Below are 16,039 nucleotides of genomic sequence, written 5' to 3'. Positions count from 1 at the left end.
CGAATGCGGCGAACCCGCCCGGCCTGTGCCGCCGCGTCGCTGGCCCCTCGACGGATTCGCCTCGCGCCCGGCCACGTCCCACCACGACGGCACCCCGCTCTGCCCGGTGCCCGGCCCCACGGCTCACAACCGGCCGAACCGATCGCCACACTGACGCAGGCACGGCTGACCATCTGGCAGGCCGTCCGGCAGTCCTGGCTCGTCCACCCCGATTGGACGGTCGCCGATCACCTCGCCTGGCTCGATGACGAGGCGTACGACACCGGGACGCTGACCGGCGACCCGGCGGAGGTGGTCGGCCGGTGGCTGGTTGAGCACCGCCGTACCGCCTCGATGTCCCGGCCCGCCGACGAGGCGTGCGTGTACATGGTCGCCGGGGGCGACCGGGTGGCCGTGTTCGACTCGGCGGACGAGGCGGGCGTCATGGCCGCGACGATGACCGGAGCGAACCTCGAACCGGAGACCGTGTGCCTGACCGAGGCGCAATGGGAACAGGCACACGCGGTACTACGGTCGGAATTTCCGTACGTCACCGTGACCGACGCCCGGACCGATCGTGCGGCCGGTGCGTCGTGACCGGCACCTCACCCACCGGCCCGCCCGCTGACCGGCCCGATATCCCGCCGTCGCTGGCCGCGCGTCCCCACGACGCGCGGCGCGGCCTCCCCATCCCACCGGTCAACATCCACCCCAACCCCGGCGGCGGGTCGCATGTGGACTTCACCACGATCAACACCACCGTCTCGACCCGCCTCGCCGTCGAACGGCGGTGCTCGTTGTGCGGTGAGCCGATGGGGTATTGGGTGGCGTTCCTCGGCGGACCTCGCGCGGCCGAGTTGATGCGTTACGCGGACCCGCCGGGGCACCCCGAGTGCATGACCGCCGCCCTGTCGCTGTGCCCGCACATCGCGCTCGGTCGGCACCGCCGCGCCCGTGCCGACCGGCCCGGGGCGGGCATCATCCCGCCCGGGTCGCACGGCGACAAACCCGACCGGTACCTGTTGGGCATCACCCGCACCTACCGAACCCGGTTCATCCCCGAACACGGGTTCACCGTGTACCTACCGGCCCCATTCAAAACCGTGCACACCTACCTGTACGGGCCGGACGGGCGGCTACGCCCGGCCACCGACACCCGGTAGGCCACGCGGTACGGCGGGCGTCAGATTCGCCGCAGAAACCTCCATCGACTCCACCCGATCGCCTTGATCGACGCATAGAGGTAGGAAACATTGCTATTGACGGCGCGGCCCGGGGGTTGCGACCCCGGCCCGCCGCCCACCTGAACACCACAACCGGAAGGGGTGCCACCGTGGCACACGAACTCGAAACTCTCGCGAACGGTCAGACGGCGTTCGCCTCCGCGAGGCTGACCGCCTGGCATCAGCTCGGCACGGTCACCGACTCGTGCATGACCGCGCAGGAGGTCATGAGCAAGGCGTGGCTCGGCGGCTGGGAGGTCCGCAAGATCGCCCTTCAAGGCATCGAGGTCACCGAGCGGGGTGTGACGAAGGTCGACTGCCCCGACAAGTACATGACCGTTCGCACCAACCCCGTCACCGGTGAGACCGAGTACCTCGGCGTGGTCGGCGAGGACTACTCGGTCGTCCAGAACGAGCAGGTCGCCGAGACGCTCAACCTCCTGGTGGACGCGTCCGGCGCGCACTTCGAGACCGCCGGCTCGATGCGTAAGGGCCGCTCGGTCTTCGTCACCATGAAGCTGCCGCAGGCCATGCGGATCGCCGGGGTGGACGATATGGACCTCTACCTCGCGGCCACCACCAGCCACGACGGCACGGCAGCTCTTCGCCTCGACGCGACCCCGGTGCGGATCGTGTGCGCGAACACGCAGGCCCTTGCCTACCAGCGGTCGCGTGCCTCGTACACGTTCCGGCACACCTCGAACGTGACCAACAAGATCTCCGAGGCGCGGCAGGCTCTCGGTCTGATGTGGAAGGCGTTCGCCGACTTCGAGACCGAAGCCGAGAAGATGATCAACGAGTCGTTGACCATGGGCGAGTTCGAGAAGATCGTCGCGCAGGTGTGGCCGCTCGCGGACGACGCCTCGGACGTGGCGAAGAACAACGCGAAGCAGCGCACCGCGACGCTGCGGTACCTCATCCGGGACGCGGATACGCAGAAGGCGATCAAGGGCACTCGGTGGGCCGGATACCAGGCCATCACCGAGTACGTCGACCACTTCGCCCCCGCGAAGACCGACCTCGCTCGGGCGACGCGGGCGCTGACCGGTGCCGGTGCGGACCTCAAGGCCCGCGCGTTCGAGCTGCTGGCGGTCTGAGGTGGGCCGGCATTGGGGCCGGGCCACCACGCCCGGCCCCGGTACCGGCGGACACCCCGCCACCGGTACCGCATCCGTCCCCACCTCGCCTGCCGCTGCCGCCTCGCCAGAAGCGGATCCCGCCGCTACGGCCCCGCCCGTTGCGGAGCCCGTTGCTACGCCTCTGCACGCTCCGGCGCCGACGGCCACCTCGATGATCGCGCTGGCCAACCGAGTATGTGCCCACTTCGCGGCGGCCGAGGTCGCCCACGCGATGGCCGAACACTCCGCCACCCACGCCGAACACGCCACCCTGACCACTCGCGTCGAGCAGTGGGACGCCCTCAGCAGCGAGCAGTGGAACCAACTCTGCTCGGCGATCTGGGCGACGGCCCCCGAAGGCGCCCAGGTCGAGCGGTTCCTGCCCGTCCGGCCACTGACCAACGGCCACGTCGAGCTGCACGTCCACGACAGACAGGGCCGTCGCCTCGTCGTGCTGCTCACCGGCGCGCAGGCCCTCGCCGTGGGCGCACACCTGACCGCGTACGGGGCGATCAGCCTCGACCGCAGCGGCCAGAAACTCGACCCCGGCCTACCTCACGTGAAGGCCGCCCCACCATTCCCCACTGACAGCGGGACGGCATGGCCACCGTCCACCGCCGACGGTGCCGACGGGCCACCGGCCACCCATCCCTGACCGCCGCGACGTGTGCCGCGCGGCCCCGGTCCGACCCCGGGCCGCGCGGCACCCGCAGGCGACACCCCTTTTGACTCGCTGACGGAGATCCGCATGAACCCAGACCGACTGTTCGACCTCGCCGCCGAGTTCGCCCACGCCAACGGCAACGCCGAACGGTTTCACGCCCGCGCGGCGGTCGCCACCGGCGACGACCGCGCCGCCCACCAAAAGGCGGCGTCGAGGTGGGAGGCGATTGCCGCCCGCCGACGCGAGCACCTGCGCGCCTCGTTGCGCGAGGCACTGCGCGGCACCGTCAACGCGGTGCCGGACGAGCGGCTGCCGATCGCGACCTGGCAGCCAGGCCGCGTCGAGATCCGCGCCACCACCCCGGACGGCACCCGCACCGTGCGCGTGCGCTACACCCCGGCCCAAGCCGCCGCTGCCGCAGTCGCGCTCATCGCCTGCGCCGCCATCACCGACGACCCAGATGGCAGCACCCTCGCCAGCATCCTCCCCGCCTTCCCACCCACCCCGCCCAGGGACGAGCCCGCAACCGACGAGGCGAGGCCGGCATGACGCCCTGGATCGCGCCGGGGAATACCGACGGCCTCGGCGACGGACAACGCACCCTCAACGGCCCGCAACTCGCAGACGCACTGGCCCTGCTCGGCCCGGTCGACCCCGTCTGCGCAGAGGTAATGACCCGGCTCAACCTGCGCGTCTACCCCGGCGAGCCGGAGGATCGCACCGCGTATGTGGTGCTCGACGTGCACGGCGTCTCCATCGGCGTCAAACGCCGCGCCGGTGAGCTCTACCTGCACGCCGACACCACCGAAACCGACGACCGCCTCCTCGCCTTCGAGATCAACGGCGGCGGCGAGATCGACCACCCCACCAGCTAGCCCTCACCCCGTGAACGGAGTTGTGATGTACCGGTCCCTGGAGTACGGCGACACCGCCCGGGTGATCAAACCGACCGACCCGGTCGAGTACCGCCTCGGCACCGTCACCGACGTCGACTATTCCACCCCACACACCACCTACGCCCGCCGCTACACCCTCCGCTTCCCCAACGGCGACGAGCGCACCTACCCCGCCGCGAAGGTCAGGCGAGCCACCCGAGCCGACGACCGCGCTGCCCTGGAGGCCGCACTCACCTCCGCATGCGTGGCACTGCGCTTCGCCTGCCGCATCGCCCACGACTACGACGCCGACCTCAACAGCGGAACCGCGAGCCTGCTACGGCGGATGGTCGACCTCGCGAGCCTGCGTCTCGGGCTGACCCTCGACCCGGCCAACCCCGCCTGGCCGCAGCACACCCGTAACCAGGATGGAGGTGACCGGTGATGGCACCGCACTCCCCAGACCCCGAGGAATCCGCCCGTCGCCTTCCCGAGGCGGTAGCTCTCGACGTGAGCACGGCGCCTGTCCCGGAGTCGTTCTACTGCCGCGGCTGCCGTCGCGCGCTCAACATCCGCTTCAACAACCTCGGCATGATCGTCGAGTACCTGCACGCGGCCGAGCAACGCGGCCAGCCCAGCGACCACCGCCCCGAGCCCGCACCCATCACCGAGATCCCCGACCCGATCATCGAGTGCGACTTCTGCTCCGCACCCGACGCCGCCTGGATCTACCGATGCGCTAACCAGATGACTGACGCCCGCCGAGTCACCGCACAGGTGGTCGCGGTGGGCGACTACCAGTCTCGGCACCACGCAGCGCGGGTACGCCGCACCGACAGCGAGCACGCCTTCACCCAGGCGTGGGGCGAACGCTGGTCGGCATGCCAGGGGTGCGCCGACCTCATCGAGGCCCGGGACAAATAGGCTGAGTTGCATCTGATGCAACCATTCGGCCTTCCGGTCTCAGCGCGGCGGCGTGGACATTCTGGCAGGGTTGGATGCTCGTTCGGGTCTGCCGCGCGGGCTGCGTAACCGGCGCATCGGTGTTGCGTTGAGTGCAACGTGGAGCGGGCGGTGGATCTGGCTGGAGCGGCGCATTTGACCTTGGCGTCCGGGGTGGCGTATCTCGATCCGGCCGCCGCGGTCTTCGATGCGATGTTGGAGGGCTGGCAGCGTCAGCAGCGCACGCGGTTCCTGAGGGCGTCGACGATCGCGGGGCGGGTGTTGATGGTGCGTCGGTTTCACCGGTACACGAACCAGTATCCGTGGGAGTGGGAGCCGGCCGAGGTCGAGGCGTTCTTCGATCACCTGCGGTCGGCCGGTCCGCGGCCCATCACTGTGTCGACGGCGAGGAGCTACCAGACGACGCTGCGGATGTTCTGCGACTTCGTCACCGACGCCCGCTACGGCTGGGCGGGCGAGTGCTTGCAGCGGTTCGGTCGTGCGCCGGCGCAGATCCTGCACGAGTGGAACTCGATCGTGCACGTGACGGAGTTCGATGGTCAGCCGGGTCGGCGGCCGCTCACCTACGACGAGGTGCAGGCGCTGTTCGACGCGGCCGACGGCCGTGTCGAACAGATCCGTACGCATCAGCGCAAGGGCGTCCTGGCGGCGTTGCGCGACGCGGCGATGCTCAAGACGGTGTATGCCTTTGGGTTGCGCCGGGCTGAGGCGTGCGGTCTGGACGAGTCGGACTTCCGCCACAACCCGAAGGCCAAGCAGATGGGGCAATTCGGTGGAGTGTTCGTGCGGTGGGGCAAGTCGTCGCGAGGCAGTCCACCCAAGCGGCGCACCGTGCTCACCGTTCCGGAGATGGACTGGATCGTGCCGGTGCTGGACCAGTATCTCAGCGACGTCCGGCCGCGGATCGTCGGCGAGGCTCATCCAGCGCTGTTGGTGACCGAGCGAGGCGGTCGGATGTCGTTGCGCCGCTTGAACTTCGCCTTCGCCGAGGTGCGCGACCTTGCCGGCTTGCCGTCGGAGTTGGACCTGCACTGCCTGCGGCACATTATCTCCGCTTAGTTTTCGTGTTGCGATTAGCGCACGAGGTGGCCCGGGGCAGGGCGTTTGTGGGTTGCCGCAGGGGCTGTCGCGTTTCTATTGTCCTCGGCCATGATCTTGAGCTTCTTCTCCTCTCAAGGCTGGGAGTCTTGGGATGTCGAGCGTCGGCCGCTGATCCCGGAGCGGATGCCGGTCCTGGTCGACGACGACTTGCGGTTCGAGGACGGGCCGGGCGCGCCGCGGCCGGCGGTCGTGGTGAATCGGTGGTTGCGTGAGCTGCCGGCGAGCGGGGCGCCGTCGGCGAACAGTTGGGAGGCGTACGCGCGGGTCGTCAAGGAGTGGCTGGAGTTCCTCGCCGAGCACGGTGTCGGGCTATTCGACTCGCGTACACGGTTGAAGCTGGGGTTGAGCCGGTACGCCGAGCACCGGGCGACGGGGCCGCTCGAGCGCCGGTTCGCGGCGACCACGTGGGGCCAGCACATGAGCATCCTGTCGTTGTTCTACCGGTGGGCGATGGAGCACGGCCATGCCGAGGCAGAGCCGTTCAGCTACCGGACTGCGCGGGCGTTGTTCCATGGCACGGGCCGTGAGGTTCGGGTGAATCTGGCGGTGCGCCGTACGCCGAAGCCGCACGTGACGATCAAATACTTGGAGCCGGATTTCACCGGCCTGTTCCTCAACGGCTTGCGGGGTCTGGCCCCGGACGGCGGCCTGGATACCGGCTACCGTGGTCGTGAGCTGGCCCGCAACGCCGCGGTCGGTGGCCTGGCGCTGGCGACCGGGCTGCGGCTGCAGGAGTTCAGCCACCTGTTGACCTACGAGATCCCCGAGCTGCCGCCCAGGCCGACTGCGATCCCGATCCCGTTCCCGGTGGCCGCTGGGATCACCAAGGGCCGCAAGTTCCGCACCACCTGGATCTCTTACGAGGCGTTGGCGGCTGTGCACCATTACCTGGAGCTCGACCGGGCCGTGACGGTGGACGGCTCGGCCTGGCGGCCGCCGCAGCGCTGGGGAGAGCCGCTGCGGGTCACCGACCCGACCGCGTGGGGCGGCGAGATCAATGGGGTGCGGCGCCGGTGGGAGACGCTGACGCCGGGTGAGCGGCGCCGGCTGATCGCCCCGGACGGTGGTTCGTGTCTGCTGGCGGTGCGCACCGGCGGCGGGCCGTTCACCGCGTGGGCCACGGTGTTCGAGCGCACCGCTGACCGGATCCGGGCCCGGTTCGAGCCACGGTTCCCGCATGTCCACCCGCACCGGCTGCGGCATTCCTTCTCGATGCATACGTTGGAGTACCTGGTCAGCGGGCACTACCGGCAGGCCGCGAAGCTGGTGAAGGACACCGACACCGACGCCGCGCTGGTGTTCTACCTGTCCCAGGCCGACCCGCTGCTGGTGCTCCGCGACCTGTTAGGGCATTCCTCGGTGCTGACCACTGAGAAATACCTCAAACGGTTGGATACCACCCGTATCTACCGGGATGCCTACGAGGCTGCGGGCATCACGGATGGCCTGCTCGGCAAGGCGGCGGCCGAGCGAGAGGCCGCCGCCGAGTTCGCCGATGAGGACGGCGTGCACTGATGCCGGCCACGGTGATCGACGACCCGCTGGGCATCGCGTGCGTGTTCAGCGACGGCTCGACTGCGCGGTTCGACCTTGGCGACCTGCCCTGCCCGCAGTTGGCCCGCGACCTGGTCGTCGGCTTGGTGGAGCTGATCCATCCGCACGGCACGATCGACGCGGCTGGCTCGGTCACCCACTACGCCCAGTCCATCCGGCACCTTTCCCGCATGCTGGCCGCCCGGGGATTCACCGGCGGGGCGGCGGACCTGCGCCGAGTGCAGATGGCGGAGTACTGGATGGCGGCCAGCGGCCCGAAAGAGGCGTGCACTCGCAGGATGCTGCACGGCTTCCAGCTCGCCGGCGGGCACCTGGATCCGAAGCTGGCCGAGTTGGCGGTCGGCCGGGCCTACAACCCGCAGCGCAGCCACCACCAGTTGCCGCCCTATCCGGAGGGCGAGTGGGAGCAGCTCACCCGGACCTGCCGCCGCCTCGTGGACGAGTCGTTCCTGCTACACAAGCAGGCGCTGGCCGCGGCCGGGCGGGGTCGGCATCCGCGTGAGTATGGGTGGAGCGCGGACAACCTGCGCTGGCTGCTGGCCCAGGTCGGCCCGGTGGGCATTGTCGCGTTCGGGCAGCATCTGGGCTGTTCGGACAATGTCGTACGCCAGCGGGGCGGGGTGCTGGAGGCCAGCCGGGACTTGTTCCCGTCGCTGGACGTGGTGATCGCCTATCGGCTGCTGTTCGGGATCTACTCCGGGATCGTGCCCGACGGCATCGACGACCTGGTCACCGACGGTATCGACTGGGCCGGCGACGCCACCATCCTGCTGTCCTACGTCAAGGGCCGCACCGCGGCCGAAAGCCTCACCCTGCCCCGCCGGGCGGTCCGGTTGCTCGAGCAGTGGCTCGCGCATTCCGCGCTGCTACGCGGCCACGCCGACCCCACACAGCGGCGGCAGTTGTGGATCCGGCTGAGCAAACCCGGCGGCACGGAGATCTCCGCGAAAGCCGGAGCGGCCAGCCGGGTCGCGATCCAACGCTGGGTGCTGCGCCACGGTCTGACCAGCGCCGACGGAACACCACTCAAGATTCACCGGTCCAGGATCCGCACCACGTTCCAGTCGCTGCGTGATAAGAGCACCTGGGCGGGCCGCGGCCGGGCGACCATCGACCCCAACCACAGCCCTCAGGTTGAGGGTGACCAATACCTGACCGCCACCACACCCTCGCAACGCCGGGCGGTCGAGGCGATCGTCGAAGACGCCCAGCACGACCTGGTCCGCAAGGCCCATCCGCCCACGGTCGTCACCGAGGAGAACGCCGTCGCGCTCGCGAAGGACTACCCGAGCCTGGTCGCCGGGCTCGACCTGGATGACACGGTGATCGCCGAGCTCGTCGGCGGGCAGCGTGATGTGTTCACCGCGGCCTGCGCCGACCAGCTCGCCGGACTGCACGGCCCGAAGGGCCAACCCTGCCCGGCCCGGCCGTGGGTCTGCTTGCTCTGCCCCCTGGCGGTGTTCGCGCCCCGGCACGCCGCGAACCTGCTGCGCCTGAAGGCGTTCTTCTCCCGGCAATGGCGGCAGATGCCCGCAGCCCAGTTCATGGCCGTGTTCGGCCCGTACTCCCAGCGCATCGGCCAGATCCTCGACCGCTTCGACCCCACCGTTGTTGCCCACGCCGCTACCCGGGTCGACGACCACGACGCCGAGGTTCCCCTGCGCCCGGAGGAGTCCACCCGATGACGGCAGCCGCCCTACGCGCCGCAGTCCCGCGCCGGTCGGTGTTCGCCGGCGCCGACGTCTGCCGGGAGGCGGGCCTCGCGCTGCCCGACGGGACACCACGCCCAGTGTTCGAGGACGACCACTGGGACTTCACCGCCGTGATCGGCCTGCCGAACCAGATGTCCAGGTTCAGCCGCCGGTTCGACTTCACCGCGATCAGCAACCCCGCGTGGCGGATCGTCGCCAAGGAACAGATCATCGCCATGCTCGCCCCCAGGCACGAGGCCGTGATGCCCCTGCCGCGCGCCTACCGGACCCCGCTGCACCTGCTGACCGCCTCCGCACGGCTGGCCGAGCTGATCCGGTTCCTGACCTGGCTCACCGACCACGGCGTCGCCAGCCTCGCCGCGCTGGACGCCGATCACTGCGAGCGATACCTGGCGCATCGGCGTTACCTGCTGGACGACAACGGTCAGGTGGTCGGCGAACGCAGCCCAGCGACCCGGCGGGCAGCCGCCCAGACCGTCGTCGACCTGGTCAACCACCGGGAACTGTTCAGCCTCGACCGGGTCCCGGAAGACCTACGGCCCTGGGGCGGCGCCGCTCCCTCGGTCGTCGCCGAGATGCCCTGCGGCGTTGGCCAGAACAAGACCCCACCGGTCACCGACACCGTCCTGCAGCCGATGCTCGCCGCGGCCCGCTACCTCACCGACACCCTCGGCCCGCACGCGATCACCCTGATCGAGCAGGTCCGGGAGGCCGACCGGAAATGGTCGCTGCGGCAAGGGGAGCACGTCCTCAGCGCCGCGCTGCCCGTCGAGGAGATCACCCGAGTGCTGGCCGGCTACGAGCGGCGACGCGAGCCACTGCCCCTGGCGGCGGAGCACACCATCCGGGCCCGGTTGGCCGCCGGCTGGTCGCCGCAGGATCCGCTGACCCGACTTTCCCTCGGGCTGCTGGCCCGCCAGGCCGGGTTCACCCAGTTCTGGCGACAGTGGATCCCGCACCTGCGGCACCGGATCGAGGCGACCCTGAAAGTCGTCGGTGCGGAGAAACCCTTCGGCCGCAACGCCGTCACCGTCGAACGCGCGGACGGAACCGGCGCTCTCGCCTGGACGCTGCCGCTGGACCGGGCCGAAGCCGTCGCCGTGGTCGGGATCGTGCGCACCGCCGCGATCGTCCTGCTGGCCGCGGTCTCCGGGATGCGTTCCTCCGAGCTGATGGAGCTGACCGTCGGCTGCTGCCGCCCGATCGAGGACCACGGTGCTGGGCTGGTCCGCTACAAGCTGGCCAGCAAAGTCATCAAAGGCCAGCAACTCGGCGGCGTCGCCGACGAATGGGTCGTCATCGAACCCGCCTACCGGGCCGCCCAACTCCTCGAACAGCTACACGACAACCCCGAGGACGGCGTGCCGCTGCTGGGCCGGTTCGCATTCGACGTCCGCTACACCTGGTTCCGCAACTGGGTCAACGGACCCGCCGGACAGCGGCTCGGCCTGGCACCGATTCCCGCGACCCCGGTCAATCTGCGAGCCCTGCGCCGAACTCTGGCGATCGAGCTCGCCTACCGTCCCGGAGGGCTTCTCGCCGCGAAACTACACCTCAAGCACATCGCCGTGGCCACAACAGAGGGGTACGCATCCCGACCGGGCGGGGCACAGGCCGAGCTGCTGGCGGAGGTCAACAAGCACGAGGCGCAACGCAACCTGGATCTGGTCTGGGCCGAGTTCCGCAACTACCAGCAAGGAATCATGCCGTCCGGGCCCGGAGCCCGCGAACTGACCGAGTTCTTCATCCACGTCGACGGCAAACTCGCCACCGGCGAAGTCGGGACGCCGAAGACCCAGCGCAGCGACCGGGAAGTCCTCAACCTGCTCACCAAACGCGCCCAGACCCTGCACCTGGGCATAGCCAACTACTGCTGGTTCACCGACCCGTCCCGGGCGCTCTGCCTGAAACTCGCCGGCACCCCGCACGCCGACCGGCCCCTGGCCGGCATGTGTGACTCCGCACGTTGCCCGCAAGCCACCCACCACCCCTGCCACCGGCCGGTCTGGGCCGAACACGCCGAACAGACCAAGACCTTCCTCGGCAGCATCGGCCCCGGCCGCAAGACCGAACGCACTCGACTGCAAGCCGACCTCAACCGAGCCCAGCACGTCCTGGACGCCATCGACGCCACCAGCACCACGAGCGAGGAATGACATGCGGATCACCGCGGCTCAACGCGCCGCCAACGAGAGCCGGATCCGCGCGGCCATGGACCGTCTCCTACGCGGCGACATCCCGGCGGGCGGACGTTGTGACGTCAAGACCCTGGCCACCGAGGCGAGCGTCGACCGGACCGCCTTCTACGGCAGCCGTCCCTACGCCCACCTGCGCGTCGAGTTCGAACAACGCCTACAGGCCCTCGAACAGGACGGCGAGCGCCCAGACCCGCGCGACGCCCAGGTCACCCGGCTCAAGAACAAGATCACCACTCTGGAGCGTCGCCTCACCGAGGCAACCACGACGATCGAGGGACTCAACGAATTCCGAACGCTGGCCCTCGCCCGGCTGGCAGCTCAACACGACGAGATCAACCGCCTGCGGAACGCCGCCGCACCAGCAGGCAACGTCAGACGGCTTCCGCAACGAAGTAGCAGCATCGGCCCATGCAGCTGACGCCAACGCCACCCCATCAGCGGGAGACACGGCCAGAAACCAGCGCTGCGCGCCTACGCCAACCTCCCCTTCATTATCTCACGAACACCGATTTCAACTACAACGGGTAGTGGCAACTGGCTCATGCGGTGACCGCTACCGTCCCCGGCATGCTTACTGGAGACGAGAAGTTCGTGCGTTCCGGACCGCTGACGCTGTGGACCGAACGGTTCGGCAACCCCGCCCATCCCACCATCCTGTTGATCATGGGCACCTCGACGCAGGCCATCGGCTGGCCCGATGATCTGGTGCAGGCGCTCATGAACAGCGGTCGGCAGGTCATCCGTTTCGATCATCGCGACACCGGCCGTTCCGACTGCGTCGACTTCGCGACGCATCCCTACGCCCTCGCCGACATGGCAGCCGACGCGGTCGCCGTTCTGGACAGTCACGGCGTCACCACCGCGCACATCGTCGGAACGTCGCTGGGCGCGGCGATCGGCCAGTGGCTGGCCGTGCATCAGCCGACCCGGGTCCGCACGCTGACCGCGATGGCCTCCTCACCGATGGACAACAACCCGGGGCCGGCATGGGCGCGAGCCTTGGCAGGTCAGCCAGCCGCGGCCGACGAACTCCCGCCCCCGACCGGGCGGTTCCTGACCCACCTCATGGACTCGGCGAAGGCACCGCGCAAGACACCGCAGCAGCGCGTTGACGCCGACGTGCAGACCTGGCGAGTGCTCAACGGCGATGTCCGCCCCTTCGACGAAGCCGCCGCACGGCGTTTCGTCGAACACAGCTACACGCGAGCCCTCAACATCGCCGCAGCCCTGAATCACGATCTCGCCGGACGGCGCTTCGAACACGACCGGCTGGCCCCCTTGTCCACCATCACCGCCCCGACCTTGATCGTGCACGGCGACGAGGACCCGCTGTTCCCGCCGGCCCACGGTCAGGCCCTCGCAGCACAGATCCCGGCAGCACAACTGGAACTCGTGGCCGGCATGGGACACCACCCGTTCTTCTCACCAGGACTCACCGAACGAATCGCCGACCTGATCCTCCGCCACACCACATGACCCCACCGCGCACGCCCGAGACTGCGTCCCAACCCGCCGCCGGCTGACAACCAACACCTCCCGAGAGAAGTGATCTATGACATATCAGCAGCCTTCCAACGCAACACGGACGACCGCCAGACTCACTATCCCGGCCACCAGGATCCCGGCTGCTCAATCGCTACACGAACCCAACTGCACACGGTGAGTGCGGACAGAAGGCACTGCTACGTCACGCACTTGATCGAGTTCGGGTATCCGGAGAAGTTCGTGCAGGACCAGGTCGGGCATGCCTACGCCTCGACCACCGCTATCTACAGCGGCGTCTCCGACGAGTACCGGACCCGGTTGATCAACCGCAAGTTGGAGCAGCACAAGGATGATCTCTGGGGCGGGAACGCGCGTGAAGACGATGGGGATCCGTTGGCAGCTGCGGCTGCGCATGGCCGAACGGGGCATGTTCGCGACCACCGAGTTGGTGCCACTGCTGGCGCAACGAGGCGTCCATCTGTCACGTGAGCAGGTGTTCCGGCTGGTGACCCAGCCGCCACAACGGTTGAGCATGGAGACGCTCGCGGCGCTGTGCGACATTCTGGGCTGCCAGCCTAACGACCTGATCGAGGTCGAGGCGACCGAGGAACGCACCCGCAAGACAGCGGCGGCGGGCGGGCCGGCGCCGACCGCGCGGCGCAGCACCATCCGCCGCCCAGAGCCGGCGCCGTGACCCGCATCCGCCAGCGCCGAGAGCCTGACCCTTTCCTCGCTGACCGGGTCACCGCCCGGCTGACCGCCCTGGTACCCGGGCTGACCGCGAGCACGGCTCGCGCGGCGATGGAGGCCGCGCGAGTCACGGCCCCGGTGTCGCTCTGGGCCCTGGAGGATCACCTCAGCGCGCACGGGATCACTCCCGCCAGCAGCGGCCCGCTGCAGCTGCTGAAGCTGTTCGCGATCCTCGACGTCGAGGGCTACGACGTCCCGCCGACCGCCTGCGCTGCGTGCGGCCGGCGAACGCGCGTGTTGTCGCATCGGCAGGGCGACGGACGGATCTGCACTCCGTGCTCGCACCGGCGTTACGTTCGCCGGTGCGAGATCTGCAAGGAGATCAGGCGGATCACGCACGCCGGCACGCAGACTGGGATCTGCGGTAACTGCCGGCGCCGCAATCCTGACCCGGAACGCGTCGGCCCGTGCACGCGCTGCGGCCGGGTCCAGCGTCTGATCATAGGCAAGGACGACGGTTCGCTGCGCTGTCAACGCTGCCAGGGCCAGGGTAGGCCCTTGCGCGCCTGCGCCGACTGCGGCGCTCTCGCACGAACCCAGAAGATCACCGATGCCGGACCGGTATGTCCGGCTTGCTACCGCGAACGGCATCGACCACGACGTGTCTGCGGCCGATGCGGGCGCTCACGCCTCATCGACCGGCGTGCGACCCCGGACCAGCCAGATCTGTGCAACGGCTGCTACCGCGGCGCTGAAGGCACCTGCAGCAGATGCGGGCGATTCCGCCCCGGCCGCAAGACGCCTCATAGCGGGTTCCGTTGCGAGGGCTGCCTTCCACGTCCACTGCGTCAGTGCGCCGGCTGCCAACGACGGCGCACCGTGCAAGCCGTCTGGCCGATCGGCCCGGTCTGCTCGTCCTGCTACAACACCATCCGCAACCACCCAGTCCGCTGCCCGAACTGCGCCGAGACCCGCGTGCTGACCGGCACCGACGCCGGCGGCGCTCGGATCTGCGGCCCGTGCGCCGGAGCACGCGACTACACCTGCACCGGATGCGGACGCCCCGGCCACACCTACGCCGACCAGCGCTGCGCCTGGTGCGTGCTCGACGAACGAGTCAGCGACCTCCTCACCGATGACCACGGCACGATCGCGGCCCAGTTGCAACCGCTGCGTACCGCACTCACCAACACCGACCGCCCAGAATCCGTCCTCACCTGGATCCGCCGGCCCCGCACCCGCACACTCTTCGCCTTCCTCGCCGCACACCCCGACGACCTCAGCCACGAACTCCTAGACGAGCTCCCCGCCGTTCAGCACCTGCACTACCTCCGCAAACTGCTCGTCCTCGCCGACGTGCTCCCGGCCCGCGACGAGCATCTCGAGCGCACCCGGACCTGGCTCAACCAGACCCTCACCGAGCTACCCCCCGAGCACCGTCAGCTCGTGCAGCCGTTCGGCCTCTGGCACGTACTGCACCGCGCCCGGCGCCGCTCACACCAATCCGGCCCGCGCACCGCCCAAGCCGCAGCCAAAGACCGCCGCTTAATCCACACCGCCGCCGCGTTCCTCGCCTGGCTCGACACGCACAGCCTCACCCTGGCAACGATCAACCAACAGCACATCGACCAATGGATCGACACCGGACCAGCTGCCCGGCACCTGCGACCATTCATCAAATGGACCAACCAACGTCGCCTGACCACCGCGCTCGACGTTCCCAACCGGCCCTCCAGCCTGCCCAACCGCTTCCTCACCGACGAGCAGCGCTGGACACAGCTGCGCCGATGCCTCGACGACACCACCATGCCCACCAACGCCCGCGTCGCCGGTGCCCTGGTCCTGCTCTTCGGCATCGCACTCACACGCGTGCTCAACCTGACCACGACCGACGTCACCTTCAGCAAGGACGTCCCAACCGGTATTACGCTCGGCAGGCAACCAATCCCGCTGCCACCGAAGGTCGCGGCGATCGTCGCCGAGCTCATCAATGACCGCGGCCGTCCAGCCCCGATCCCAGCCCTCTCCAACCACGAGCCGCAGCTGCTCTTCCCCGGCCGGCCAGCCACCACACCGATCACCCTGCAAGCACTCAGCCGAACCCTCACCCGCAACGGGATCACAGCCCACCTAGGCCGCAACGCCGCCATGCTCGACCTCGCCGCTGACATCCCCGCCGCCGTGCTCGCCGACCTCCTCGGCATGAGCGCCAGCACCACCCACAAGTGGAACCGCCTCACCAGCCGCGACTGGACCCACTACCTCCAAGCCCGGACCGACACGACATAGCCCCACCCGGCGTGGTTCACCGACGCGTCCGGGAGTGTTGATCTAACGGTGTTTCCACCTGATCCGTAACACGTTCCCAGGGCCCCGGAGTAGTCCGCGAATGTCCTTTTTGGCCTGACGTCGTCCTGAGGGCCGTGCCCGGATGAGGAGCGAGCACGACACCTGTGGATCATGAAGTTGTCTACGCT

General features: G+C 69.2%; 16 protein-coding genes. All 16 read left to right on the top strand.

All coding sequences use genetic code 11. The features are described from left to right. Positions 1-3: 3 nt before the first annotated feature. Positions 4-576, top strand: a complete 573-nt coding sequence (locus AC2CHE_RS21580; RefSeq protein WP_484506684.1) for a hypothetical protein — start codon at positions 4-6, stop codon at positions 574-576. Further along, positions 573-1,142, top strand: a complete 570-nt coding sequence (locus AC2CHE_RS21575; protein ID WP_484506683.1) for a hypothetical protein — start codon at positions 573-575, stop codon at positions 1,140-1,142. The genes AC2CHE_RS21580 and AC2CHE_RS21575 overlap by 4 nt, the downstream gene beginning before the upstream one ends. A gap of 170 nt (positions 1,143-1,312) precedes the next feature. Beyond that, positions 1,313-2,299 carry a DUF932 domain-containing protein gene (locus tag AC2CHE_RS21570; RefSeq protein WP_484506682.1) on the top strand — a complete coding sequence of 329 codons (987 nt, stop codon included), beginning with the start codon at positions 1,313-1,315 and terminating at the stop codon, positions 2,297-2,299. Positions 2,300-2,492: 193 nt separating this feature from the next. After that, a complete protein-coding gene (locus AC2CHE_RS21565) occupies positions 2,493-2,975 on the top strand; it encodes a hypothetical protein (RefSeq protein WP_484506681.1) in 483 nt (160 codons plus the stop codon). A 93-nt stretch (positions 2,976-3,068) separates the two neighbouring features. Then, positions 3,069-3,533, top strand: a complete 465-nt coding sequence (locus AC2CHE_RS21560; RefSeq protein ID WP_484506680.1) for a hypothetical protein — start codon at positions 3,069-3,071, stop codon at positions 3,531-3,533. Beyond that, positions 3,530-3,859, top strand: a complete 330-nt coding sequence (locus AC2CHE_RS21555) for a hypothetical protein (RefSeq protein ID WP_484506679.1) — start codon at positions 3,530-3,532, stop codon at positions 3,857-3,859. Before AC2CHE_RS21560 ends, AC2CHE_RS21555 begins: the two co-directional genes overlap by 4 nt. A gap of 25 nt (positions 3,860-3,884) precedes the next feature. Next, positions 3,885-4,304 (top strand): hypothetical protein, encoded by a 420-nt coding sequence (locus AC2CHE_RS21550; RefSeq protein ID WP_484506678.1) that lies wholly within the window; start codon positions 3,885-3,887, stop codon positions 4,302-4,304. Then, positions 4,304-4,783 (top strand): hypothetical protein, encoded by a 480-nt coding sequence (locus tag AC2CHE_RS21545; RefSeq protein ID WP_484506677.1) that lies wholly within the window; start codon positions 4,304-4,306, stop codon positions 4,781-4,783. Before AC2CHE_RS21550 ends, AC2CHE_RS21545 begins: the two co-directional genes overlap by 1 nt. Before the next feature lie 150 nt (positions 4,784-4,933). Then, positions 4,934-5,881 (top strand): tyrosine-type recombinase/integrase, encoded by a 948-nt coding sequence (locus AC2CHE_RS21540; protein ID WP_484506676.1) that lies wholly within the window; start codon positions 4,934-4,936, stop codon positions 5,879-5,881. 90 nt (positions 5,882-5,971) lie between these two features. Further along, entirely contained in the window at positions 5,972-7,438 is a 1,467-nt protein-coding gene (locus AC2CHE_RS21535; RefSeq protein ID WP_484506675.1) for a tyrosine-type recombinase/integrase, read from the top strand. Beyond that, complete coding sequence (locus AC2CHE_RS21530) at positions 7,438-9,162, top strand: hypothetical protein (RefSeq protein ID WP_484506674.1); 1,725 nt, start codon at positions 7,438-7,440, stop codon at positions 9,160-9,162. Before AC2CHE_RS21535 ends, AC2CHE_RS21530 begins: the two co-directional genes overlap by 1 nt. Then, positions 9,159-11,345 (top strand): site-specific integrase, encoded by a 2,187-nt coding sequence (locus AC2CHE_RS21525; RefSeq protein WP_484506673.1) that lies wholly within the window; start codon positions 9,159-9,161, stop codon positions 11,343-11,345. Before AC2CHE_RS21530 ends, AC2CHE_RS21525 begins: the two co-directional genes overlap by 4 nt. Before the next feature lies 1 nt (position 11,346). Beyond that, on the top strand, positions 11,347-11,805 hold the full coding sequence (locus tag AC2CHE_RS21520; RefSeq protein ID WP_484506672.1) for a hypothetical protein: 459 nt from the start codon (positions 11,347-11,349) through the stop codon (positions 11,803-11,805). Between the two features lie 149 nt (positions 11,806-11,954). Next, positions 11,955-12,863 carry an alpha/beta fold hydrolase gene (locus tag AC2CHE_RS21515; protein ID WP_484506671.1) on the top strand — a complete coding sequence of 303 codons (909 nt, stop codon included), beginning with the start codon at positions 11,955-11,957 and terminating at the stop codon, positions 12,861-12,863. Between the two features lie 391 nt (positions 12,864-13,254). After that, on the top strand, positions 13,255-13,566 hold the full coding sequence (locus AC2CHE_RS21510) for a helix-turn-helix domain-containing protein (RefSeq protein ID WP_484506694.1): 312 nt from the start codon (positions 13,255-13,257) through the stop codon (positions 13,564-13,566). Between the two features lie 875 nt (positions 13,567-14,441). Next, on the top strand, positions 14,442-15,851 hold the full coding sequence (locus AC2CHE_RS21505; protein ID WP_484506670.1) for a hypothetical protein: 1,410 nt from the start codon (positions 14,442-14,444) through the stop codon (positions 15,849-15,851). Positions 15,852-16,039 lie beyond the last annotated feature (188 nt).

It is taken from the genome of Micromonospora sp. ATLC16 (assembly GCF_057196645.1).
This window is presented reverse-complemented; position numbering and strand designations above follow the sequence as displayed.

Bases quoted from the DNA above. Each gene is read 5' to 3' on its own strand.
- AC2CHE_RS21580 (WP_484506684.1), top strand. From the start codon at position 4: ATGCGGCGAACCCGCCCGGCCTGTGCCGCCGCGTCGCTGGCCCCTCGA.
- AC2CHE_RS21565 (WP_484506681.1), top strand. From the start codon at position 2,493: ATGATCGCGCTGGCCAACCGAGTATGTGCCCACTTCGCGGCGGCCGAG.
- AC2CHE_RS21560 (WP_484506680.1), top strand. From the start codon at position 3,069: ATGAACCCAGACCGACTGTTCGACCTCGCCGCCGAGTTCGCCCACGCC.
- AC2CHE_RS21555 (WP_484506679.1), top strand. From the start codon at position 3,530: ATGACGCCCTGGATCGCGCCGGGGAATACCGACGGCCTCGGCGACGGA.
- AC2CHE_RS21550 (WP_484506678.1), top strand. From the start codon at position 3,885: ATGTACCGGTCCCTGGAGTACGGCGACACCGCCCGGGTGATCAAACCG.
- AC2CHE_RS21545 (WP_484506677.1), top strand. From the start codon at position 4,304: ATGGCACCGCACTCCCCAGACCCCGAGGAATCCGCCCGTCGCCTTCCC.
- AC2CHE_RS21535 (WP_484506675.1), top strand. From the start codon at position 5,972: ATGATCTTGAGCTTCTTCTCCTCTCAAGGCTGGGAGTCTTGGGATGTC.
- AC2CHE_RS21530 (WP_484506674.1), top strand. From the start codon at position 7,438: ATGCCGGCCACGGTGATCGACGACCCGCTGGGCATCGCGTGCGTGTTC.
- AC2CHE_RS21525 (WP_484506673.1), top strand. From the start codon at position 9,159: ATGACGGCAGCCGCCCTACGCGCCGCAGTCCCGCGCCGGTCGGTGTTC.
- AC2CHE_RS21520 (WP_484506672.1), top strand. From the start codon at position 11,347: ATGCGGATCACCGCGGCTCAACGCGCCGCCAACGAGAGCCGGATCCGC.
- AC2CHE_RS21515 (WP_484506671.1), top strand. From the start codon at position 11,955: ATGCTTACTGGAGACGAGAAGTTCGTGCGTTCCGGACCGCTGACGCTG.
- AC2CHE_RS21510 (WP_484506694.1), top strand. From the start codon at position 13,255: ATGGGGATCCGTTGGCAGCTGCGGCTGCGCATGGCCGAACGGGGCATG.